The following is a 22,417-nucleotide window of genomic DNA, read 5'->3' on the forward strand; positions in this document are numbered from 1 at the left end:
CGTGTAGTACGTGACGCTGACCCCGGCCAGCTGCGCCACCTCTTCCCGCCGCAGGCCGGGCACCCGTCGGCGGACCCCGAATCCGTTCATGGGGGTCGCCTCCGGCGGGAGGGCGGCACGCTTCGCGCGGAGGAAGACAGCCAGATCGCCCGGATCGTTCATATATCAACCGTAGAGGGCGTGCCCGGGGGCGACCATATCCCTGTCAGTACCACCATCCTCGGGGCAGGCAAAGATCGGGTCCTGGTAGATGGCTGGTACACCTTTCACGATCGAGGGCATGCCTCTACCCATCCTCGCTCTCGCCCTGACGGCCTTCGCCCTGGGAACGGCCGAACTCGTCCCCAACGGTCTGCTTCCCCTCATCAGTGACGATCTCGGGGTCTCGGTGTCGCAGGCGGGCTGGGTCACCACCGGCTTCGCGCTCGGCGCGATGTTCGGCGGCCCGCTCGTCGCCGCCGCCACACTCCGCCTCCCCCGCAAGCCCCTCGTGACCGGTCTGACCCTCGTCTTCCTCATCGCCAACGCGACGACCGCCCTCACCGGCAGCCTGCTCCTGGTGTCCCTCTCCCGCGCCCTCGCCGGAGCGACGCTGGGCGGATTCCTCGGCGTCGCGATCACCATGGCCGGGAGCATGGTCGCCCCCACCCGGCGTGCCATGGCCATCGCCGTGGTCTTCACCGGATTCACCGTCTCCAACGTGATCGGCGTCCCCATCGGCAACATCGTCGGGCGCGCGGCCGGGTGGGAATCGGCCTTCTGGGTCGTCTCGGGCCTTGCCGCCATCGGCGCCTTCGCCATGTGGCTTCTGCTGCCCGGCACACCCGCAGACGGCGAATCGGAGGACCGCGGCTTCACCGTCCTGCGCAGCGGAGCGCTGTGGGCCGCCTTCCTCGCCATCGCGCTCGGCTACGGCGGCCTGTTCGTCGTATACACCTACATCGCCCCGTACCTGACCACCGTCACCGGGGTGTCCGCCGGCTCCGTCACTTGGCTGCTGCTCCTGTTCGGCGCGGGCCTGATCACCGGCAACGCCCTCGGCGGCCACTACGCCGACCGCTCGGTCACCCGTACGGTCATCGTCATCCTCGGCATCCTGGTGGTCGGGCTGCTGGCCCTGTGGGCGCTGGGATCGGTCCTGCCCGCCGTGCTTGCGCTCCTGGTCCTGCTCGGCGGCGCGGGCTTCGGGATGGTGCCCCCGCTGCAGTCCTACGTCCTGCACGTCGCCGGCACCGCGTCCGCCCTGGTCTCCGCGCTCGCGGCCGCCTCGTTCAACGGAGGTGTCGCACTCGGCTCCGCGGTCGGCGGTCTGGTTCTGAACCACACCTCGCACTACCCGGGGCTGGCTCTGGCCGGGGCCTTCATGACACTGCTGGGACTGATCGTCTTCCTGCTCACCCACCACCGTCACAACACCCGCCGAACGGCGGCGCAGGACAGTCCAGCGGCCCAGTACGCCTGAACCTGCCGGCACGCCCGCGGGCATGAGGCACCGGCATCTCACCCGTCGGGGCCCACCGTGGCCCCGATCACGTTCCGCCCCTCCTCTGGACGCCATACCGACCGGTCGGCATCATGAGTCGGGTACTGTTCATCTGCCCCTAGGAGCGACGAATGAGCCCCGACCACCCGCCCGGACTCGATCTCGACCGGTTGCGCGGCCTGCTCGACCGCGAGCGGCCCGGTCTGGTGACCGGCCCGCTGTCCGGCCGGCTGATCGAGGGCGGACGGTCGAACCTCACGTACGCGGTCTCGGACGGTACCGCGCGCTGGGTCGTGAGACGACCCCCCTTGGGCCATGTCCTGGCCACCGCCCACGACATGAAGCGCGAGCACCGCGTGATCAGCGCCCTGCACCCCACCGACGTACCGGTGCCGCGCCCGGTCCTGCTCTGCGAGGACGAGGACGTCCTCGGGTCGCCCTTCTACGTCATGGAGTTCGTGGAGGGCACCCCGTACCGCACCGCCGAACAGCTCGCCCCGCTCGGCCCCGAACGCACCCGGGCCGCCGTGCTGAACCTGGTCGACACGCTCGTCGGCCTGCACGCGGTGGACCCCGCCGAGGCCGGCCTCGGCGACTTCGGCCGCCCCGACGGCTTCCTCGACCGCCAGCTCCGCCGCTGGGCCAAGCAGTTGGACGCCTCCCGCAACCGCGACCTGGCCGGCATCGACGAGCTGCACGCCACCCTCGGCCGGGAGCTGCCCAATTCCCCCTCCCCCACCGTCGTGCACGGCGACTACCGCCTCGACAACGTCCTGATCGGCGGGGAGACCGACGAGATCCGTGCGGTCCTCGACTGGGAGATGTCGACCCTCGGCGACCCGCTCACCGACCTCGGCCTGCTGGTGATGTACAGCAGCCCGCTCGGCATGCCCGACTCCCCCGTCTCCACCACGGCCCAGGCCCCCGGGCACCCCGCCCCCGCCGAGCTGATCGAGCGGTACGCCGCGCGCTCGGGGCGCGACGTGTCCGCCGTCGCCTGGTACACGGCGTTCGCCTGGTTCAAGCTCGCCGTGATCCTGGAGGGCATCCACTACCGCTACACGCTGGGCCAGACGGTCGGCCGCGGCTTCGACCGCATCGGCGACCTCGTCCCCGTCTTCATCGAGCACGGCCTGACCACCCTTCAGGAGGGCTGACCCACCATGGACTTCGCGTTCGACGCACGCACCGAGGAACTCCGCGCCAAGCTGCTCGCCTTCATGGACGAGTACGTCTACCCCGCCGAGCAGGTCGCCCACGAGCAGCGCGCCCGCCTCGCCTCCCCCTGGGACACGCCGCAGGTCGTGGAGGACCTGAAGGCCGAGGCCCGCCGCCAGGGCCTGTGGAACCTCTTCCTGCCCGACGCCGAGCACGGTGCCGGCCTCACCAACCTCCAGTACGCCCCGCTCGCCGAGATCACCGGCCGCAGCCCGCAGCTGGCGCCGACGGCGACGAACTGCGCGGCGCCGGACACCGGGAACATGGAGGTGCTGGCCCAGTTCGCCGACGAGGGGCAGAAGAAGCAGTGGCTCGAGCCGCTGCTCGCCGGTGAGATCCGCTCGGCGTTCGCCATGACCGAGCCGGACGTGGCCTCCTCGGACGCCACGAACATCACCACGCACATCGAGCGGGACGGCGACGAGTACGTCATCACCGGCCGCAAGTGGTACATCTCCGGGGCGATGAACCCGGACTGCAAGATCTTCATCGTGATGGGCAAGACCGACCCGGACGGCGCGGACATCCGACGCCAGCAGTCCATGGTGCTGGTGCCGCGCGACACGCCCGGCGTCACCGTCGACCGCGCGATGCAGGTCTTCGGCTACGAGGACCACTACCACGGCGGCCACGCCGAGGTGACCTTCGACCACGCGCGCGTGCCGGTGTCGAACCTGATCGGCGAGGAGGGCGGCGGCTTCGCGATCGCCCAGGCCCGCCTCGGTCCGGGCCGCATCCACCACTGCATGCGGCTGATCGGCATGGCCGAGCGCGCGATCGAGCTGATGTGCCGCCGCGCGGTGTCCCGCGAGGCCTTCGGCAAGGCGCTGGCCCAGCAGGGCGTCGTGCACAACTGGATCGCGGACGCCCGGGTCACCGTCGAGCAGCTGCGGCTCCTCGTGCTGAAGACGGCCTGGCTGATGGACACCGTCGGCAACAAGGGCGCCCACACCGAGATCCAGGCCATCAAGATCGCCACGCCCCGCGCGGTGGTCGACATCATCGACCGGGCGATCCAGCTGCACGGCGCGGGCGGCGTGAGCCAGGACTTCCCGCTCGCCGAGCTGTACGCGGGCGCCCGGACGCTGATGATCGCCGACGGCCCGGACGAGGTGCACCAGCGCTCGCTGGCACGGCGGGAGATCAAGAAGTACCTGTAGGCCCCCCGCGGTGGCTAGTAGCCGCCGGAGGGGTGGTGGTCCGCGCGCGCGAGCGCGCGGGCGAAGGAGACGAGACGGAGCCAGAGGGACGGTCTGCGAGTCATGCCTCCAGGCTGGCTCGCGGACCGGCAGACGGTCCAACAGATCGTTTCGCTGGCGTCCATCTCTAGAATAGATGGATGGAGATCCGTCAGCTCCGCCACTTCATGGCCGTCGTCACCGAGGGCGGCTTCACGGCCGCGGCCCGCAGCGAGCTGATCGTGCAGTCGGCGCTCAGCGCGTCCGTCCGCAACCTGGAACGGGAACTGGGCGCCGACCTGTTCGACCGCACCGGCCGCCGGGTCGTCCTCACCGAGGCCGGCCGCGCCCTGGTGCCGCAGGCCCGCGCGCTGCTGGCCGGCGCGGAAGAGGCGCGGCACGCGGTCGCGGCCGTCACGGGGCTCGCCGCCGGCCGGGTGGCGATCGGCACGATCCAGACGCTGACCTGCGTGGACCTGCCCGCCGAACTGGCCACGTTCCACCGCCGGTTCCCGGGCGTCCAGGTGTCGGTGCGGGACGCGCCGGTCGCCGAGCTGACCGAGGCGCTGCGCGCCGGGGAGCTGGACCTGGCGTATCTGGTGCCGGACGCGGGGGACCTCCCCGAGGGTCTGACCGCGTACGCGACCTGGCGGGAGGAGCTGGTGCTGATCACGGCGCCGGGCCATCCGCTCGCCGTCGCCGGGCGAACCCTCGTCAAGGACCTCGCCGACGAACCGTTCGTCGACTTCCGCGCGGGCACGGGCCTGGAGACGGCCGTACGGCGGCTGGCGGCCCACTGCGGGCTGGAGCGCCGGATCACCTGTGACGTGACCCAGATCGGGCTGCTGGTCGACCTGGTGCGGGCCGGGATCGGGGTGGCGTTCGTGCCCCGCCGGATCGGCGAGCGCGCCGGGCTGCCGTGCGTGGAGATCCGGCAGCCGGAGCCGGGCCGGACCGTCGTCCTGGCCGGTCGCGGGCCGCGGCCGCGCAATCCGGCGGCGGCGGCCCTCGCCGATCACCTCACGGGCGCAGGGCCCGCAGCAGCAGGTCGGCCAGGTGGTCGGCGACCTCCTGCGGGCTGAGCGGGCCGTCGGGGCGGTACCAGGTCGAGAGGTGGTGGACGGAGCCGAAGTGGTAGTCCACCACCAGGTCGGCCGGGGTCTCCTTGGTGAAGACGCCGGCCCGCTGGCCCTCCTCGATGAGCGCGCGGAAGCGTTCGTGGTAGCGCCGGCGCTCGGCACGTACCTGCTTGTTCTTCTCCGGGCTCAGCTGGTGCATGGAGCGGAAGAAGATCGACGCGTCGTCGAGGTTGTCGATGGTGGTGACGACGACGTCGGCCGCCGCCTCGCGCACCCGCTTCTCGACCGGCTCGTCGGAGTCCGCGTAGGCGTCCAGGCGTTCCTGCTGGAGGCGCAGCACGCGCGCGTACACCTCGTGCAGGAGGTCGTCCTTGGAACCGAAGTAGTGGTAGAGGGCGCCCTTGGTGACGCCGGCCGCCTCCACGATCTCCTGTACCGAGGTGCGGTCGTAGCCCTGCTCCGCGAAGAGCCGGGTGGCGGCGGCCAGGAGCCGCTGCGGCACCGGAGTGCCGTCCCCGTCCGTGGTCCTGGGCACTGCCGTCACCTGCCTTTCCTTTTCAGTGTCCGTTCAGTGTTCGTCCTGTTGCGTACGGGAACGCAGTTCCCGACGGAGGATCTTCCCACTCGCCGTCTTCGGCAGGTCGGGCAGGATCTCCACCTGACGCGGGTATTTGTAGGCGGCCAGTCTCTCCGCGCAGTACGCGGCGAGGGCCTCCGGGTCCGTCCCGGCGCCCGGACGGAGGCTGATGTACGCCTTGACGGTCTCGCCGCGGTACCCGTCGGGCACCCCGACGACGGCCGCCTCGCGCACCGCCGGGTGGGTGTAGAGCACGTCCTCCACCTCGCGCGGCCAGACCTTGAAGCCGGAGGCGTTGATCATGTCCTTCTTGCGGTCGACGACGTAGAGCCAGCCGTCGGCGTCCATGAAGCCGATGTCGCCGGTGCGCAGTTCGCCGCCGGGGAAGGTCTCGGCGGTGGCGTCGGGGCGGCGCCAGTAGCCGGGGACGACCTGCGGGCCGCTGACGACGATCTCGCCCTGCTCCCCGAAGGGGACCTCGGCTCCCTGCTCGTCGACGATCCGCACCACCGTCTCCGGGCCGGGCACCCCGACGGCGAGGGTCCCGGAGACCGGGTCGACGGGCGCCTCCAGGTGCGGCGGGACCGAGGCGCAGGGCGCGGTGCACTCGGTGAGGCCGTAGCCGTTGCGAATGTACGGGCCGAAGCCGGCGCGGAACTTCTCCACCAGGGCGGGCGGCAGCGGCGCGCCGCCGGAGGAGATGTTCGCGAAGGACGCGAAGTGCTCGCGGGTGACGGACGGGTGGGCGGCCAGCGCCATGAAGGCGGTGGAGGGGCCGACCGTGTAGTGCGGCCGGTGCTCGGCGAACGCGTCGAGCACGACGCCGGCCTCGAAGCGGTACGCGAGGACCAGCGTGCCCACGCTGTTCAGACACGCACCGAACTCGCAGACCATGCCGGTGATGTGGAACAGCGGCGCCAGCGCGAAGTAGACCGGCGCCTCGGGCAGGCCGAGGCCGGTGCGCTGGCGCTCGGCGTTGTACATGATGTTGCGGTGCGTGTTGGTGGCGCCCTTGGGCGTGCCGCTGGTGCCGGAGGTGTAGCTGATGAGGGCGGTGTCGCCGGGCTCCGGGTCGCGCCCGGCCGGGGCCTCGTGCCCGGCGCGGGCCGCCTCCGTGAGGTCATCGGTGCCGGGAGCGACCGGCAGCCGTTCGAAGGTGAGCACGCGCGCGTCCCGGCGGCTCTGGAAGTCCAGCTCGCACCCGGTGAGCACGATCCGCACCGGCGAGTCCGCCGCCGTTTCGCGCAGGTACGACTCCCAGGCCCGGTCGGAGCAGATCAGCGCGGCCACCTCGCCGTCCCGCAGGACGTGGCCCACCTCCCCCGACTTGTACATGGGGTTGACGGGCACGACCACCGCCCCCGCCTTCCAGGCGCCCAGCACCGCGAGCACGAAGTGCGGGGAGTTCTGCAGCAGGACCGCGACCCGCTCGCCGCGCTCCAGGCCGCGCGCGGCGAGGTGCCCGGCGACGGAGTCGCTCAGCTCGTCCACCTCGCGGTAGGTGAGGCGCCCGTCGAAGTAGGCGAGGAAGGCGCGGTCGGGTGCCTCGGCGGCGGCCCGGCGCAGCGCGTGCACCAGGGAGACGTCCGGGTCCAGCGGCGCCTTCTGGGCGTCGGTCAGCAGGTCCAGCCAGGGCTTGGCCGCGTAACGGGAGGCTGTCATCGGGCCGTCGCCTCCTCCCACTGCCGCTGGAGGCGGTTCATGCCGTGCAGCCAGCGGTCGGGCTCGGCGGCGCGGGCCCGGTAGTACTCGGCGACCTCGGGGTGGGGCAGGATCAGGAAACGGTCCTCCTCGATGCCCTTGAAGAGGGCGTCCGCCACGTCTGGCGGCTCGATCGCGGTGGGCTGAAGCACCAGTTCCCCGGCACTGCCGCTCGCGGTGAGCATGTCGGTGCGCACGCCCTGCGGACAGATGGCGTGCACCTTGATCCCGCGGTGGCGGTACGTCAGGGACAGCCACTCGGCGAAGGCGTAGGCGCCGTGCTTGGTGACGCTGTAGGGGGCGGCGCCGATCATGGTGAGCAGACCGGCGGCGGAGACGGTGGAGACGAAGCGGCCGCTGCCGCGCTCCAGCCAGTCGGGGATCAGCTCGTGCGCCGCCCGTACGTGGGCCATGACGTTGACGTCCCAGGCGAGCGCCCAGACGGCCTCGTCCGCCGCCTCCGAACCGCCGGAGCCGACGCCCGCGTTGGCGCAGTACACGTCGACCGTGCCGCCCAGCGCCTCGCGGGCCTCGGTGACGATAGCGGAGGCGTCGCCGGGGACCGCGACGGCGCCGATCTCGTCGGCGACGGCCTTCGCCCGGTCGGCGTCCAGGTCGTTGACGACGACCCGGGCCCCCTCCGCGGCGAAGCGGCGGGCCAGCGCGGCGCCGATGCCGCCTCCCGCCCCGGTGACCACGACCCCGGCATCCTGCACGGCTTCCACCATCGGTCTCCTTCGACACGGCTGCGACACCACAGAGGGCTCTGCTGCAGTGCCAGACTAACCAGTCGGTATGTAGGACGGAAGAGGCGAACCGCGGTCTACTCCATTCCGTACGGCCCGGGGCGCGGGTTAGCGTGCGTGCGCATGACACCCGCCGCGATCACGGAGGTCACCGCATGACGCTGTCCAGACGGTCCCTGCTCGCCACCACGGCCGCGGTGGCGGCCACCACCACGGCCGCCGCGACCGGCACGGCGCAGGCGGCACCGGAGGGCCACGGCGGCCGCCGGCTGCGCACCGGCTTCGAGCGCCTCGCCGACGACGGCTACGCCCCGCTCGACGGGCAGCGGGTCGGCGTCGTGACCAACCCGACCGGCATCACCCGGGACGTGCGCCACATCGTGGACGTGATGCACGCCGACGACCGCGTGGACCTGATCGCCGTCTTCGGCCCCGAGCACGGCTTCCGCGGCACCGCGCAGGCCGGCGGCTCCGAGGGCCGCTACGACGACCCCGCGACCGGGCTTCCGGTCTACGACACGTACCTGAAGAGCGGGCAGCCGCTCGCGGACATCTTCACGGCGTCGGGTGTGGACACGGTCGTCTTCGACATCCAGGACGTGGGCGCGCGCTTCTACACCTACATCTGGACGCTGTTCGACTGCATGGAGGCGGCCCGGCTCGCCGGGAAGCGGTTCGTGGTCCTGGACCGGCCCAACCCGGTGACGGGGCGGGCGGCCCTCGGCCCGGTCCTGCACGAGGAGTTCGCGACCTTCGTCGGCCGCAAGCCCATCGCGCAGGCCCACGGCATGACGGTCGCCGAGCTGGCCCGGCTCTTCAACGGCGAGTTCCTGACGGAGCCGGTGCCGCTGGAGACGGTGGCGATGTCGGGCTGGAAGCGCTCGGAGTTCTACGACGCCTCCGGGCTGCCCTGGGTGCCGCCGAGCCCGAACATGCCGACGCCGGAGTGCGCGCTGGTGTACTCGGGGACGTGTCTGTTCGAGGGCACGAACCTGTCGGAGGGGCGCGGCACCACCCGCCCGTTCGAACTGATCGGCGCCGAGGGCGTCGACGGGAGCTGGGCCGCCGCCGCCAACGCGCTCGGCCTGCCGGGCGTGCGCTTCAGGGAGGCGTACTTCGCGCCCACGTTCTCCAAGTTCCAGGGGAAGACCGTCGGGGGCGTGCAGCTCCACGTGCACGACCGGGCCGCCTTCGACCCGGTGCGCACGGGGATCGCGCTCCTGGTGACCGCGAAGCGGTCGTGGGACGGCTTCGCCTGGCGGCCGGACAACTGGATCGACAAGCTGACCGGTTCCACCCAGGTGCGCACGATGATCGACGCCGGCGCGGACACCGACGAGGTGGTGGGCGCCTGGCAGGGGGAACTGGCGGCGTTCCGCGGGACACGCCGCCAGTACCTCCTCTACCGGTGACCGTGAGAACGGCCGGTCACCGGTGGGACGTGAACTCCACGACCTGCTGGTAGGTCGGCCGGTTCTGCCAGCTGATGCCGCCGTGCTCGATGCCGCCGAGGGTACGGTGGATCACCGAGTCGGCGCACCACTGGTCGCCGGCCGCGCAGTTGTCGTCGCCGGGATAGACCTGGGCGGCCGTCCGGCCCGCCGCCTCCTTCAGGGTGGCTGCCAGGGTGTCCCGGCAGGCGGCGAGGTCACCTCCGCCGCAGTACTCGCGTGCCAGCGGCCCCTTGACGGGCTCGCCGAGCACGGACCGGATGTCCTTGTCGACATAGCTCCACCAGCCGTACTGGAAGGCACTGCCGGCGTGGGCGCCGGTCGGGCCGTGGGCGGCGGACGGGGACTCGTCGACGGGCAGGTTGCGGGTGAAGGCGGTGTACAGGTCGCTGCCGAGGCCGGGTTCGAACTCGGCCTTCACCAGCAGCGGCCACCAGGCGTCCAGAGTGCGGACGGCCTCGGAGTGGGCGTACTCCTTCGACCCTGCCGACGCCTCCGTGCGCAGGCCGCCCGCCGCCCGCCACGCCTTGAGCCGGTCCACGGCCGTCCTCACCGCGGGGTCGGTGACCGGCGCCGACTCGATCACCTTCAGCAGGTCGGGCACGACGTCCTCGGCCCGCAGGTCGGCGAGGCCCGCCTCGGCCATCGCCTTCACCAGCGCGGCCCGGGTGACACCGCCCTCGGCGACCAGTTCCTTCACGCGGTCGTCGAGCAGGTTGCCGCGGTGGACGGAGCCGTTGCCCCAGGGCGCGGTGGTGTAGTCCCTGGCCTGCTTGTTGTTCCAGGAGACGTAGTAATCCTGGTCCAGTGACTGCGGGTGGGCCGCCGCGGGGGTGTACCGGGCCGTGTTGGCGGCCGGGTCCCAGTCGCGCCACTCGTACGCCGCTTGCGCCCGGACCGGGAAGTCGGCGTCGACGCCGTCCGCCCGTACCGGGTTGTCGCCGCTGTTGTAGTACGCGGTGTGCTCGGAGTCGGCGTAGAACCAGTTGAAGGTGTAGTTGATGTGCTGCACCGCGCTCCGGAAGCGCTCGGGACCGTTCAGGTACTCCGGGTCGTTGAGCATCTGGAAGCCGATGATCGAGTCGGCCTCGTGCAGGAACGAGGAGCGCAGGGAGGTGTACGCGACCTTCTTGCCGCCGACCGTGGCGCGGTACTCGACCGGGCCGTACTTGGTGCGCCAGACGCGCATCGTGTAGGAGCCGGCCTTCGTGCCGTCGGCGACGGTGGGCGTCCAGGCGTTCTTGCGCTCGACCTTCTCCATCGGCGTGCAGGTGCCGCGGAAGAGGTAGTGGTAGTCGTCCTGGCACAGCTCCACGGCGTAGGTGTCGATGATGTCCTGGCCCGACGTGGTCGCGCTCCACGCGTAGTCCTGGCCTCGGCCGAGTTCGACGTACATGCTCAGGCCCGCGAAGGAGGCGCCGCGGGCGCTGATGCCGGGGCCCTGGATCTCCTGGAGCATGAGGAGCTGGGGCGCGAAGTAGCCGGTCTGCGGGCCGAAGACGGCGACCGGGTGGCCGCTCGCGGTGTGGTCGCCGCTGACCACGAGGGCGTTGGACATGCCGCGCCGGGCCGAGGAGAGGGCCGCGTCGGCGGCAGTGGCGGAGGCACCGGTCGCGCCCGGCGCGGCGGCGCTGCCCGTGCGGTCGTGCACCAGCGGTTCCGCCTCGACCGAGCCGGCGTCGGGCAGGGCACGGCCCTGCGGGTCCTCGGGCCTGGTCAGGTACGGGAAGCTGCCGGTCTGCTGGGTGAGGACCGCCTCGGGGTCGTTGCGCTGGCGGAAGGACTCCCAGACCTTCGTGCCCTCGGCGACGCCGTACTTCTCCTGGGCGGCGAGCAGGGAGAGGGCGTTGCCGACCTCGCCTCCGCCGCCCGCGCCGAAGAGGGAGCCGATGACGGAGGCCAGCGCGATCAGGTCGGTGCGCTTGAAGTGCTCGATGGTGCCGGCGTTGGTGATGGCGTCCTTGTGGCCGGTCAGGACGTACTCGCCGGGGAAGTAACGGCCCTTGTCGGAGGCGTCGATGTAGGCGTTGACGCCGGCGACGTAGGCGTCCACGTCGGCCAGGGCCAGCTCGCCGCGCTCGCCGGCCTTGGCGGCGGCGCTGACGATCTGGGCCTCCAGCTCGGCCTCCGTGTAGGGGGCGCTGCGCCAGAACTGCTGCTCCAGGCCCTGGTTCGCGGGGGCGCCGCCGGCGAAGGGGGTCAACTGGCCGCGTCCGACGTGCCGGAAGAGGTCCATCAGCCACAGCCGGTCCTGGGCGGCCGCGTAGCCGGCGCCGAACTCGGTGCCGTAGCGGGTGGTGCCGGTGATGTGCGGCACGCCGGTCTTCTTGTCGCGGACGATGGTGACGTCGGTGCGGCCGGCCGGGCGGACGGTGGAGGCGACCTGGTCCTCGGGGACGCCGAAGGAGGCGTCGTTGAAGAAGGTGTTGATTTTGTCGTCGGTGAGGCCGGAGTAGCCGGTGGCGAGGTTCGCGTAGGGCCCGAGCTGGTCGTCGGCGTGGGCGGGCTGGGTGCCGAACGCCTGGTTGAGGAGGATCTGGGCGAGGGTGGCGTTGCCGTTCTGGCCGGGCGGCAGGATGTCGGAACACCGGCCGCCGCAGTGGTCGTCCGCCGCCGCCTGCGCGGTGGTTGCGGCGGGTGTGCTCGTGTCGGCGGCCGTCGCCGGGGAAAGCGGTGACAAAAGGCCGGCAACGAGAGCGCATACGGATGCGCGCTTCAGGAACCCGTGGAAGCCGCGGGGAGTTCTCAGTCTGTCGAGGGCGTTGCGTGGGGTGCGCCGTGGCATGGCAGCTCCTCCCGACGGGGGTGGGCCGGACGTTACCGCCGGTATCCCCGAGTTGGAAGATGAACATGCGTCACTTTTCGGAGCGGGTGGATCGGCTTATGAGGGGCATCGGAAATCGGATGGAGCCGAATCGCCTGTCGATACGTCTATTCGGCGACGTCCGCTGGACGACGCCGAAGTGACCGAAGTGCAGGTGCAGGTGTGACGGAGGTGCAGGGCGATGGCCGGTTTCCGGAGTCTCGCGAGACAGGTCCGCGATCCACGGTGTGACCTGGCACTGCGGCGCTATTCGCTGCGCAAGTGCCTTGAACGGTTCGCCCCTTACGGGCACAGGGCGACCTGGGACCACCTGTGTGCCCGGGCCGGGTTCGGCCCCGAGGACCGCTCCCCGGACCCAGTGCGGCTCGTGGCCGCACTGGAGGAGCTGGAGGCGGCGCGTTCGGTGTGGCTGGCCTACGAGGTCGAGTTCGCCGAGCGGCGCAGGAAGGAGAAGCACGACGGCCTGCGCAGGCCGGGCAGTGTGGACGACTGGCACCGGCTGACCTGGGGCGGTTTCGGGGTCGCCTGGTGCGACGATCCCCGGGTCCACCCGGACGGGCCGCTGGCCGAGGTGCTGCGCCGCCTGATCTCCGCGCTGGAGCGTGAGCCGGGGTCGGTGTGCCCGGTCTGCGAGGGGGAGCGCCTCGTCTGGAAGTACGACCTCGACCGCGAGCCCTCGGCGGGCCCCGTCTGCACGGACTGCGGAATCCTCGTTCCGCGGCCCGTCCTCACCCCCGACGCGCTGGCGGACGCCCGGCGGGGACGGTTGCTGATGTCGGCGTAGCCGGCCCGGGGGTGTGCAGGGGATGCCGCACCCCCGACGGCCCGGACGGGGTCGCGGCCGACGAGTGTTGTCAGTGGTGACCGGCACCATGGGGGAATGGTGCAGGTCTGTGTGAACGGAGCCCGCGGGAGCGCGGACGGTGCCGCCGTGCCGCTCTCGCCGCGGGCCGTCGCGGACTCGGCGGCCGAAGCGGTCGCCGCCGGGGCCACGGATGTCCACGTCCATCCCAAGACGCCGTGCGGGCAGGACACGTTGTCGCCGCGCGTGCTGGCGGTGACGCTCGAGGCGATACGGGCACGGGTGCCGGCACCGGTGCCGGTCGGTGTCACGACCGGAGCGTGGGCCGAGCCCGATCCGGCCGCCCGGGCCGCGCGGATCCGCGGTTGGACGGTCCTGCCCGACCACGCCTCGGTCAACTGGCACGAGCCGGGCGCCGAGGAGGTCGCCGCCGCGCTGATCGAGCGCGGGGTGGGCGTGGAGGCCGGCCTGTGGTCCGGCACGGACGGGACGGCCCGGTTCCTGCGCTCGCCCCTCGCGCCGAGGGTGCTGCGCGTACTGGCGGAGGTCACCGACACCGACCCGGCGACGGCGCGGGACTCCGCGCGCGCCCTGCTGAGCGGCATCGGCGCGGCCCACGGCCGCCCCGTCCTGCTCCACGGCGAGGAGGACGGCACCTGGCCGGTACTGCGCCTGGCGGGCCGGCTGGGCCTGCCGACCCGCATCGGCCTGGAGGACACCCTGCGCCTGCCCGACGGCCGCCGGGCCGCGTCCAACGCCGAGCTGGTCGCCGCCGCGTCGGCGGAATGGGCGTCGGCGCGGCGGTACGGGTGCGGGGGCGCGCGGTAGCGGCGGGCAGGTCGGCCGGGCGTCGGGGCGTGCTCGTCGTCAGGCCGGCCGGTCGCTCCCGCCCGCTTCCGGCCCGCGCGTCAGTCGCAGCACTCCTTCTCCCGTTCGCGGGCGCGACTCGCGGGCTCGGGGGCCGGGTTGTCGCGGCGTTCCACCAGCAGGCGGGAGCCGGTGAGGCGTTCGCCGAAGGCGTCGTCGGGGTTGGACAGGACGCAGGTCTCCAGGGACAGGCAGCCGCAGCCGATGCAGTCGGTGAGGTGGTCGCGCAGCCGGTTCAGCTGCTTGATGCGCTCGTCCAGTTCGGAGCGCCAGGACGCGGAGAGGCGGGCCCAGTCCTCCTCGGTGGGCGTGCGCTCCTCCGGCAGCTCGGCGAGCGCCTCGCGGATCGTGGCGAGCGGGATGCCGACGCGCTGGGCCGCGCGCACGAAGGCGACCCGGCGCAGCGCGTCACGGCTGAAGCGGCGCTGGTTGCCCGAGGTGCGGCGGCTGCTGATCAGGCCCTTGGACTCGTAGAAGTGCAGGGCGGAGACGGCGGCGCCGCTGCGCGCGGCGAGCTGGCCGACCGTGAGCTCGTGAATCTTCTCGGGAATCTGAGGCACTCCCCGAACCCTACCGACCCCGTCACCCGCGTGGGCGGCTCCGGTCCGTTGACAGCGGCCCCGCCGGCGACCATGCTAAGCAGTCGCTTAGGAAGACGTTCGCAGTCGTGCGAGAGCAGAGAGGCCGGGACATGGCAGAGCCGAGGATCTTCACATCCGCCGACGAGGTGAAGGCGGCGGTCGGCGAGCAACTGGGGTACACCGACTGGCTGGACGTCGACCAGAAGCGGATCGACCTGTTCGCCGAGGCGACCGGCGACCACCAGTGGATCCACGTGGACCCGGAGAAGGCCGCCGCCGGGCCGTTCGGCACCACCATCGCGCACGGTTACCTGACCCTGTCGCTGCTCCCGCTCTTCGGGCCGCAGCTGATCAAGGTGGAGGGCGTGAAGATGGGCGTCAACTACGGCACCAACAAGGTCCGTTTCCCCTCCCCCGTCCCCGTCGGCTCGCGCCTGCGCGCCACGGCGACGATCACCGGCGTCGAGGACGTCAAGGGCGGCATCCAGGTGGCCGTCGCCTTCACCGTGGAGCGCGAGGGCGGCGACAAGCCGGTCTGCGTCGCCGAGTCGGTCTCCCGCTACTACCTCTGAGCGGAGCCGGCCGGTTCGGCTCCCACCATCCGCAGCACGAGGTCGGCGTAGAGCGCGCCGACCTCGTCGGGCGTGCGGGGGCCGTTGACGTTGAACCAGCGGGCGACGTCGATGCAGAGCGACAGCACGGCCAGGGTGGTTCCCTTGACGTCCGGCACGTCGAACTCGCCCGTCGCCACACCGTCCTCGATGATGCCGCGCACGGCGGCATCGCACTGTCGGCGAAGCGTGAGGATCTCGTCGCGGGCCTCGGGGCCGAGCGCGTCCAGCTCGTACTGGACCACCCGCGCGGTCGTGCGCCGCCCGGCGTGCCAGCGCACGAAGGAGCTCACGGCGTCGGCGAGCCGCTCGGTGGCGCCGCCCTCACCCTGGGCCGCGGTGCGCAGGATGCCGACCGCCCGGTCGTGACCGATGCGGCTGATCCGATGCAGCAGCTCTTCCTTGGTCTTGTAGTGGATGTAGAGCGCGGCCGGGCTCATGCCGGCCCGCCCGGCGATGTCGCGGGTCGTGGTCGCGTGGTAACCGCGCTCCGCGAAGGCCTCCACGGCTGCGACCAGGAGCCGCCGGGCCGCGTCCGGGGTGACCTCTTCCCACGGCTCGATGTCGCCGCCCGTCGTCTCGGCCGCCGTACTCATCGCTCGTTCGCCCCTCTCGGTGACAGGAGCACCACCATACCGTCGAGTATGAGCGGTCGCTTAGCGGCGACGCCCGGCGGGCACGTCAGCCCAGCTTCTCGAAGGGGTCGTGCTCGGCGAGGAGCTTGTCCAGCCGGGCCTGGTCGACGCGGCTGATGATCTGGCCGGCCTCCTGGCGGTCGCGGATGATCTTGGCCAGCGTGAAGGCCGAGGTGACCAGGTAGAGGACGGCGATGGCGAGGAAGGCACGCACCCAGGCGTCGGCCTGGAGGTTGTAGATGCCGACGGCGGTGGCGATCATCGCGACCGCGAACGAGGCCACGGCCTGCCCGTAGAAGGCGGCCGTGCTCTGCTGCTTGACCGGTGTGTCACTCATGGGGACAAGGATCGGCGGATGTGGCACGGGCCACATCCGTCGGCGTACTCAGTTCCCGTACTCAGAGAGCCGCCGCGCATGCCTCAGAAGGCCGAGACCCCGGTCAGCGCACGGCCGATGACCAGCTTCTGGATCTGGCTGGTGCCCTCGTAGAGGGTCATGACGCGGGCGTCGCGCAGCAGCTTGCCGGCCGGGTACTCGTCGATGTACCCGTAGCCGCCGAAGACCTGGAGGGCGTTGTTCGCGGCGCGCACCGCGGCCTCCGAGGCGAAGAGCTTGGCCTTGGAGGACTCGACGGTGAAGGGCTGCCCCCGGTCGATCAGGTCGGCGACCCGCCAGGTCAGCAGCCGGGCCGCGTCCACGTCGAGGGCGATGTCGCTGATCAGCTCCTGCACCAGCTGGTGGTGGGCGATGGTCTTCCCGAACTGCTCGCGCTCCCCCGCGTACCGCACGGCCGCGTCCAGCGCGGCCTGGGCTATGCCGACGCAGCCCGCCGCGACCGACATCCGGCCCTTGGCGAGGGCCGACATGGCGACCGAGAAGCCCTTGCCCTCGGGGGCGAGCATCGCGGAGGCGGGGACGCGGACGTCCTCCAGGACCAGTTCGGCGGTGGCCTGGCCGCGCAGCCCGAGCTTGCCGTGGACGGTGCGGCGGGTCAGGCCGGGAGTGTCGGTGGGGACCAGGAAGGCGGAGACGCCCTTGTGGCCGGGGGCGTCCGTGGAGCGGGCGAAGAGCAGCACCACGTCGGCCCAGGTGCCGTTGGTGATGAACATCTTCGTGCCGTTGATGACGTAGTGGTCGCCGTCGCGCACCGCGCGGGTGGACAGGTTCCCGGCGTCCGACCCCGTGCCGGGCTCGGTCAGGCCGAAGCAGCCGACGTACTGGCCGGAGGTGAGGCCGGGCAGCCAGCGCCGCTTCTGCTCCTCGTCGCCCCAGGCGGCGATGGTCTTGGCGACCAGGCCGAGGGAGACGGAGACGATGCCGCGCACGGAGCTGTCGCCCCGGCCCAGCTCCTCCGTGACCAGGCAGTAGGCGAGGTGGTCACCGCCGGAGCCGCCGTACTCCTCGTCGATCGTCAGCCCCAGGAAGCCGACCTCGCCGAGCTTCTTCACGAGGGCCCGGTCGACCTCCTCCGCACGGTCCCAGGCGACGACGTTCGGGGCGATCTCGCGCTCCACGAAGTCCCGGGCGAGCTGCCGCACGGCGGTCTGCTCCTCGCTGAGCTCCAGGTTCATGCCGAGTCACCCCACAGGAAAGGAATCTTGAATGCCGAAATCTCGGCAGACTTCAGGATCTTGAAAGCCGTACATTTAAATTAGCACTGCTAGTTTCTGTCCGCAGCCCTACTATGTGCGCCATGGCCCGACCGCGCAAGCCCCTGCTGAGCACCGACCGGATCGTCGAGACGGCCCGCGCGCTGGTGGACGCGGAGGGCCTCGCGGCCGTCTCCACCCGTCGGCTCGCGGCGGAGCTAGGGGTCAGCGGCCCCTCGCTCTACAACCACTTCCGCACCAAGGACGAGATCCTGGAGGCGGTCGCCGACTCGGTGAGCGCGCAGGTCGACCTGTCGATGTTCGAGGACGGCCGGGACTGGCGGACCGCGCTGCACGACTGGGCGGTCTCCTACCGGGCGGCCCTGCGCGACCACCCGAACATCGTCCCGGTACTGGCCCACGGCCCCGGCCGCCGGCCGGCCGCGCTGCACCTGGCTGACGCCGTCTACGGGGCGATGGTCGAGGCGGGCTGGCCGCCGGCCCAGGCCACCTCCATCGGCGCCCTGATGCGGTACTTCGTCATGGGCTCGGCGCTCGGCTCCTTCGCCCGGGGCTTCCCCGACGACGCGAGCGCGTACGACCCCGCCGACTACCCGCACCTCGGCAAGGCGCACCTGCTGGCCGAGCAGCAGGAGAAGATCGACGAGCGGGCGTTCGAGACCGGTCTGACGGCGCTGCTGGACGGGCTGGCGCAGCAGTACGCGCAGGTGGCGCGGGACGCCTGAGGACACTTCGGCGCCGGCCGAACCGTGCGTAGCGCATCCTGGGGGCATGACCGACAAGGACGCCGAAGCGCCGGGACTCGCGCGGCTGGCCGGGCTGATCGCCGACGAGACCAGGGCCGCCTGCCTGCTGGCCCTGCTCGACGGGCGGGCGTGGACCGCCGGTGAGCTGGCCCGGCACGCGGGGGTGGCCGCGTCGACGCTGAGCGAGCACCTGGGCAAGCTCGTCGCGGGCGGGCTGCTCGCCGAGGAGCGCCAGGGACGGCACCGGTACGTGCGGCTGGCCGACGAGCGGGTCGCACAGCTCGTGGAGGACCTGGCCGCGCAGGTGGCGCCCGAGGCACGGCGTCCGCGCACCTTGCGGGCGTCGAGCGCCGGTTCGGCGATGGCCCGGGGCCGCACCTGCTACGACCATCTCGCCGGGCGCCTCGGGATCGCGGTGACCGACGCGCTGACCGGGCGCGGACTGCTGCGCCAGGACACCGGCTTCGCGCTCACGGACGCGGGGCTCGACTGGTTCGACGGCGCCGGGATCGCCCTGAAGCCCACCGGTCGCCGGCCCCTGGCCCGCGCCTGCCTCGACTGGACCGAACGCCGCCCCCATCTCGCGGGCGTCGCGGGCGCGGCGCTGTGCCGGCACGCCCTGGACTCGGGCTGGTGCGTGCGCATCGGGTCCGAGCGGGCGGTGAAGGTGACGGCGGCGGGCGAGGAGGCGCTGTCCGGGCTGCTGGGCATCGATCCCGTGGTGCTGCGCTGAGCGGCGCCGGTCCCCCGTCCGGAATCCGCCGGTCGTCCCGTCCCTTCCTTCCTAGCCTCGGGAGCATGATGAGCACCGCCCCGTCCCGCCGCCCGGACCTCCTCGCGGCCGGCGCCGCCACGGTCACCGTCGTCCTGTGGGCCTCCGCCTTCGTCTCGATCCGCAGCGCCGGCGAGGCGTACTCGCCCGGCGCGCTGGCGCTCGGGCGGCTGCTGTCGGGGGTCCTGACGCTCGGGGTGATCTGTGCGGTGCGCCGGGAAGGGCTGCCGCCGCGCTCCGCCTGGCGGGGCATCGCGGTATCGGGGCTGCTGTGGTTCGGCTTCTACATGGTCGTCCTGAACTGGGGCGAGCAGCAGGTGGACGCCGGTACGGCCGCCCTGGTGGTGAACGTCGGGCCGATCCTCATCGCCCTGCTCGGCGCCCGGCTGCTCGGGGACGCGCTGCCACCGAGGCTGCTGGCGGGGATGGCGGTGTCGTTCGCCGGTGCGGTGACCGTGGGCCTGTCGATGTCCGGCGAGGGCGGTTCCTCGCTGTTCGGGGTGGTGCTGTGCCTGCTGGCGGCCGTGGCGTACGCGGGTGGCGTCGTGGCGCAGAAGCCCGCGCTGGGCCACGCGAGCGCGCTCCAGGTGACGACGTTCGGATGTCTGGTCGGGGCGGTGCTCTGCCTGCCGTTCCTGGGGCAGCTGGTGCACGAGGCGGCCGACGCGCCGGTCACGGCGACGCTCAACATGGTGTACCTGGGCGTGTTCCCGACCGCTTTGGCGTTCACGACGTGGGCGTACGCCCTGGCCCGTACGACCGCGGGCCGCATGGGGGCGACCACGTACGCCGTGCCCGCCCTCGTCGTCCTGATGTCGTGGCTGGCGCTGGGCGAGGTGCCGGGGCTGCTCACGCTGGCGGGCGGCGCGCTGTGCCTGGCCGGCGTGGCGGTGTCGCGCTCCCGTCGGCGCGCGGCGGTTCCGGGGCCGGCGAAAGCCCCGGAACCGCGCCGCGAGGACGCGGAGGACCGGCGCTAGAAGACGACCAGCGCCCGCCCGCCCTTGCCCGCCAGCATGTTCTCGAAGGCGGCCGGGATGCCCTCCAGGGCGATGCGTTCGGTCACCAGGGCGCCGAGGTCCAGGCGGCCGGCGCGGACGTGCTCGGCCAGCACCGGGAGGTCGCGGGCCGGGTCGGCGTTGCCGTAGACGCAGCCGGACAGGGTGCGGCCCCAGTGGAAGATCTCCAGGGCGTTGAAGGTGACCTGCTGGTCCTTGCCGCCGATGCCGACGACCGTGGTGCGTCCGCCGCGCCGGGTGGACTCCCAGGCGGTGCGGATGGTGACCGCGCGGCCGACGCACTCGACGGCGACGTCCACGCCCTGCTTGCCGGTGAGGGCGCGGATCTCGCGGGCGGTGGTGTCGGAGGCGATCAGGTAGTCGGTGGCGCCGGCGGCGCGGGCCAAGTCCTCCTTCTCCGGGGACACGTCGACGGCGACGATCTTCGAGGCGCCCGCGATCCGGGCCGCCTGGAGGGTGGCGAGGCCCACTCCCCCGACGCCGAACACCGCGACCGTCTCGCCCTCGCGGACCCGCGCCGAGTGGTGGACGGCGCCGTAGCCGGTGAGGACGGCGCAGCCCAGCAGCGCGGCGTCGGTGAGCGGGATGCCGTCGGGGCACGGCAGCACGCACCGGGCGTCCACCACGGTCTCCTCGGCGAACGCGGCGACGTTGAGGCCGGGGTGCAGGTCGGTGCCGTCGTCGGCGCGGCGGGCGTGCGTGTTCGCGGCGCCGGCCAGGGCGTCGGCGCAGAGCCAGACCTCGCCGAGCGAGCAGGCGTGGCAGGCGCCGCAGGAGGGGGCCCAGTTGAGGACGACGTCGTCACCGGGGGCGACGTGGGTGACGCCCTCGCCGACGGAGAGGACCGTGCCGGCGCCCTCGTGACCGAGGACGGCGGGGAGCGGCACGCGCATGGTGCCGTTGGACAGGGAGAGGTCGGAGTGGCAGACCCCTGCGGCGACGAGCTTCACCCGGGCCTGGCCCGGGCCGGGCTCCGGCAACTCGATCCCGGTGACCTCCAGCGGGGCACCTGTGGCGGGTACGACGGCGGCGCGGACAGCGGTGCGGACGGCCATGACGTGGGCTGCTCCCCTGGCTAGAACTGGAGGGACTTGGTCTGGAGGTACTCGGTGAGGCCGTGCAGGCCCAGCTCGCGGCCCACGCCGGACTGCTTGTAGCCGCCGAAGGGGGCCAGCGGGTTGAAGCGGCCGCCGTTGATGTCGACCTGGCCGGTGTCCATGCGGCGGGCGAAGGCGACCGCCTCGGCCTCGTCGCCGGCCCAGACCGCGCCGGCGAGGCCGTAGACAGTGCCGTTGGCGATCCGCAGGGCGTCGTCCTCGTCGTCGTAGCGGAGGACGGACAGGACGGGCCCGAAGATCTCCTCCTGGGCGATCGTCATCCCCTCGGTGACGTCGGCGAAGACGGTCGGGCTGACGTAGTAGCCCCGCTCGCGCGGTGCCTCGGGGCCGCCGGCGACGAGGCGGGCGCCCTCGGCGACGCCCTTGTCGATGTAACCGCGCACCCGCTCCTGCTGCTTGGCGTTGACGAGGGGGCCGATCCGGTCGCCGTACTTGGCGGCGGCCTCGGCGGCCAGCTCCACGGCCTCGTCGTACTGATCCCGGTGGACCAGCATGCGGGTCCAGGCGCTGCACGTCTGGCCGGAGTTGGACATGACGTTGGCGACGCCGACGTTCACGGCCTTGGCGAGGTCGGCGCTCGGGAGGATGACGTTGGCGGACTTGCCGCCGAGTTCGAGGGCGACCCTCTTGACGGCGGCGCCGGCGGCCGCGCCGATCCGGCGGCCCACGGCGGTGGAGCCGGTGAAGGAGACCAGGTCGACGCCCGGGTGCTCGGCGAGTGCCTGTCCGGCGACCGGTCCGAGGCCGGTCACCAGGTTGAAGACGCCGGCGGGGACGCCGGCCTCGTGCACCACCTCGGCGAAGAGCTGGGCGGTGAGCGGGGTGTCCTCGGCGGGCTTCAGTACGACGGTGCAGCCGGCCGCGAGGGCCGGGGCGACCTTGGCGACGATCTGGTGGAGCGGGTAGTTCCAGGGGGTGATGGCGCCGACGACGCCGATCGGCTCGTGGTGGACGACGGAGTTGCCGACCTTCTCCTCGAACGCGTACGTCGCCGCCAGCTCGGCGTAGGAACCGGCCACCGCGATGGGGGCGCCGGCGTGCACGGCCTGCGAGAACTTCAGCGGTGAGCCCAGCTCGGCGGTGACGGTCCCGGCGATCTCGTCCTTGCGGGCCACCAGCACGTCCCGCAGGGCGGCCAGGCGTGCGGCACGCTCGGCGGGCGGGGTGGCGGCCCAGCCCGGCAGGGCGGCGCGGGCGGCCCGTACGGCGGTGTCGACGTCCAGGGCGGTGCCGGCGGGGACCCGGCCGATGACCTGCTCGTCGGCCGGGTTCACGACGTCGATCGTGTCCCGTCCGTCGGCTTCTCGCCAGGCGCCGTCGATGTACATGCCGTCGTGTGCCTTCATCGGGTTCCTTCCGGGCGGGCCTCGTCGTCCGAGCCCAAACTAGCGCCGATAGTTT

21 protein-coding genes and 1 pseudogene are annotated in these 22,417 nt (G+C 72.4%); 11 read left to right on the forward strand and 11 right to left on the reverse strand.

The features are described 5' to 3' along the window. Positions 1 to 30: 30 nt before the first annotated feature. Positions 31 to 162 (reverse strand): annotated as a pseudogene (locus tag ACLIN4_RS07335) (transcriptional regulator); the annotation flags it as partial. Positions 163 to 280: 118 nt separating this feature from the next. Here ACLIN4_RS07335 and ACLIN4_RS07340 point away from each other — a divergent pair. The 4 genes from ACLIN4_RS07340 (at position 281) to ACLIN4_RS07355 (ending at position 4,961) form a co-directional block, all read left to right on the forward strand. Continuing rightward, entirely contained in the window at positions 281 to 1,462 is a 1,182-nt protein-coding gene (locus ACLIN4_RS07340; RefSeq protein WP_411575595.1) for an MFS transporter, read from the forward strand. Between the two features lie 152 nt (positions 1,463 to 1,614). Further along, on the forward strand, positions 1,615 to 2,640 hold the full coding sequence (locus ACLIN4_RS07345; RefSeq protein WP_107477027.1) for a phosphotransferase family protein: 1,026 nt from the start codon (positions 1,615 to 1,617) through the stop codon (positions 2,638 to 2,640). 6 nt (positions 2,641 to 2,646) lie between these two features. Then, complete coding sequence (locus ACLIN4_RS07350) at positions 2,647 to 3,861, forward strand: acyl-CoA dehydrogenase (RefSeq protein ID WP_100046343.1); 1,215 nt, start codon at positions 2,647 to 2,649, stop codon at positions 3,859 to 3,861. Between the two features lie 179 nt (positions 3,862 to 4,040). Further along, complete coding sequence (locus ACLIN4_RS07355; protein WP_100046342.1) at positions 4,041 to 4,961, forward strand: LysR family transcriptional regulator; 921 nt, start codon at positions 4,041 to 4,043, stop codon at positions 4,959 to 4,961. On the opposite strand, the gene ACLIN4_RS07360 is transcribed toward ACLIN4_RS07355, so the two are convergent. The 3 genes from ACLIN4_RS07360 to ACLIN4_RS07370 are packed head-to-tail and all read right to left on the reverse strand — an operon-like array spanning position 4,900 to position 7,964. Next, the gene (locus ACLIN4_RS07360; protein ID WP_100046341.1) at positions 4,900 to 5,493 is read right to left on the reverse strand and encodes a TetR/AcrR family transcriptional regulator; all 594 of its coding nucleotides are present in this window, start codon (positions 5,491 to 5,493) and stop codon (positions 4,900 to 4,902) included. The two genes, ACLIN4_RS07355 and ACLIN4_RS07360, sit on opposite strands and share 62 nt — an antisense overlap. A 33-nt stretch (positions 5,494 to 5,526) precedes the next feature. Next, positions 5,527 to 7,197, reverse strand: a complete 1,671-nt coding sequence (locus ACLIN4_RS07365; protein WP_382023108.1) for a class I adenylate-forming enzyme family protein — start codon at positions 7,195 to 7,197, stop codon at positions 5,527 to 5,529. Next, positions 7,194 to 7,964: an SDR family oxidoreductase gene (locus tag ACLIN4_RS07370; protein WP_107477026.1), complete on the reverse strand. Its 771-nt coding sequence runs from the start codon at positions 7,962 to 7,964 to the stop codon at positions 7,194 to 7,196. The genes ACLIN4_RS07365 and ACLIN4_RS07370 overlap by 4 nt, the downstream gene beginning before the upstream one ends. Before the next feature lie 173 nt (positions 7,965 to 8,137). Between ACLIN4_RS07370 and ACLIN4_RS07375 the strand changes: the two genes are divergently transcribed. After that, positions 8,138 to 9,394: a DUF1343 domain-containing protein gene (locus tag ACLIN4_RS07375; protein WP_289911075.1), complete on the forward strand. Its 1,257-nt coding sequence runs from the start codon at positions 8,138 to 8,140 to the stop codon at positions 9,392 to 9,394. A 16-nt stretch (positions 9,395 to 9,410) separates the two neighbouring features. Here the strand turns inward: ACLIN4_RS07375 and ACLIN4_RS07380 are convergent, their stop codons facing one another. Then, complete coding sequence (locus ACLIN4_RS07380) at positions 9,411 to 12,218, reverse strand: penicillin acylase family protein (RefSeq protein WP_411575596.1); 2,808 nt, start codon at positions 12,216 to 12,218, stop codon at positions 9,411 to 9,413. 220 nt (positions 12,219 to 12,438) lie between these two features. Between ACLIN4_RS07380 and ACLIN4_RS07385 the strand changes: the two genes are divergently transcribed. Next, a complete protein-coding gene (locus ACLIN4_RS07385; RefSeq protein ID WP_411575597.1) occupies positions 12,439 to 13,041 on the forward strand; it encodes a hypothetical protein in 603 nt (200 codons plus the stop codon). Positions 13,042 to 13,137: 96 nt separating this feature from the next. Further along, a complete protein-coding gene (locus ACLIN4_RS07390) occupies positions 13,138 to 13,887 on the forward strand; it encodes a 3-keto-5-aminohexanoate cleavage protein (protein ID WP_382023102.1) in 750 nt (249 codons plus the stop codon). A gap of 80 nt (positions 13,888 to 13,967) precedes the next feature. Here ACLIN4_RS07390 and soxR read toward each other — a convergent pair whose 3' ends face one another. Further along, on the reverse strand, positions 13,968 to 14,486 hold the full coding sequence (gene soxR / locus ACLIN4_RS07395) for a redox-sensitive transcriptional activator SoxR (RefSeq protein ID WP_269958458.1): 519 nt from the start codon (positions 14,484 to 14,486) through the stop codon (positions 13,968 to 13,970). 131 nt (positions 14,487 to 14,617) lie between these two features. On the opposite strand from soxR, the gene ACLIN4_RS07400 reads away from it, so the two are divergent. Further along, positions 14,618 to 15,079: a MaoC family dehydratase gene (locus ACLIN4_RS07400; RefSeq protein WP_107477022.1), complete on the forward strand. Its 462-nt coding sequence runs from the start codon at positions 14,618 to 14,620 to the stop codon at positions 15,077 to 15,079. Here ACLIN4_RS07400 and ACLIN4_RS07405 read toward each other — a convergent pair. From ACLIN4_RS07405 to ACLIN4_RS07415, 3 genes are all read right to left on the reverse strand, one after another. Then, the gene (locus ACLIN4_RS07405) at positions 15,070 to 15,714 is read right to left on the reverse strand and encodes a TetR/AcrR family transcriptional regulator (RefSeq protein WP_043374735.1); all 645 of its coding nucleotides are present in this window, start codon (positions 15,712 to 15,714) and stop codon (positions 15,070 to 15,072) included. The genes ACLIN4_RS07400 and ACLIN4_RS07405 overlap by 10 nt on opposite strands. A gap of 85 nt (positions 15,715 to 15,799) precedes the next feature. Further along, the gene (locus ACLIN4_RS07410) at positions 15,800 to 16,090 is read right to left on the reverse strand and encodes a YiaA/YiaB family inner membrane protein (RefSeq protein WP_100046334.1); all 291 of its coding nucleotides are present in this window, start codon (positions 16,088 to 16,090) and stop codon (positions 15,800 to 15,802) included. Positions 16,091 to 16,173: 83 nt separating this feature from the next. Then, positions 16,174 to 17,325, reverse strand: coding sequence for an acyl-CoA dehydrogenase family protein (locus tag ACLIN4_RS07415; protein WP_307653049.1), 1,152 nt, complete (start codon positions 17,323 to 17,325; stop codon positions 16,174 to 16,176). 122 nt (positions 17,326 to 17,447) lie between these two features. Here ACLIN4_RS07415 and ACLIN4_RS07420 point away from each other — a divergent pair, with 122 nt between their 5' ends. From ACLIN4_RS07420 to ACLIN4_RS07430, 3 genes are all read left to right on the forward strand, one after another. Then, complete coding sequence (locus ACLIN4_RS07420) at positions 17,448 to 18,089, forward strand: TetR/AcrR family transcriptional regulator (RefSeq protein ID WP_100046332.1); 642 nt, start codon at positions 17,448 to 17,450, stop codon at positions 18,087 to 18,089. A gap of 46 nt (positions 18,090 to 18,135) precedes the next feature. Continuing rightward, a complete protein-coding gene (locus tag ACLIN4_RS07425) occupies positions 18,136 to 18,843 on the forward strand; it encodes an ArsR/SmtB family transcription factor (protein ID WP_100046331.1) in 708 nt (235 codons plus the stop codon). Positions 18,844 to 18,911: 68 nt separating this feature from the next. Continuing rightward, entirely contained in the window at positions 18,912 to 19,859 is a 948-nt protein-coding gene (locus ACLIN4_RS07430) for a DMT family transporter (protein ID WP_373429115.1), read from the forward strand. On the opposite strand, the gene ACLIN4_RS07435 is transcribed toward ACLIN4_RS07430, so the two are convergent. Further along, positions 19,856 to 20,953 carry a Zn-dependent alcohol dehydrogenase gene (locus ACLIN4_RS07435; RefSeq protein WP_307653047.1) on the reverse strand — a complete coding sequence of 366 codons (1,098 nt, stop codon included), beginning with the start codon at positions 20,951 to 20,953 and terminating at the stop codon, positions 19,856 to 19,858. The two genes, ACLIN4_RS07430 and ACLIN4_RS07435, sit on opposite strands and share 4 nt — an antisense overlap. A gap of 20 nt (positions 20,954 to 20,973) precedes the next feature. Then, positions 20,974 to 22,362, reverse strand: a complete 1,389-nt coding sequence (locus ACLIN4_RS07440; RefSeq protein WP_411575598.1) for an aldehyde dehydrogenase family protein — start codon at positions 22,360 to 22,362, stop codon at positions 20,974 to 20,976. Positions 22,363 to 22,417 lie beyond the last annotated feature (55 nt).

This window comes from Streptomyces mutabilis, from assembly GCF_046628145.1.
In the GTDB taxonomy this organism is placed as follows: domain Bacteria; phylum Actinomycetota; class Actinomycetes; order Streptomycetales; family Streptomycetaceae; genus Streptomyces; species Streptomyces mutabilis.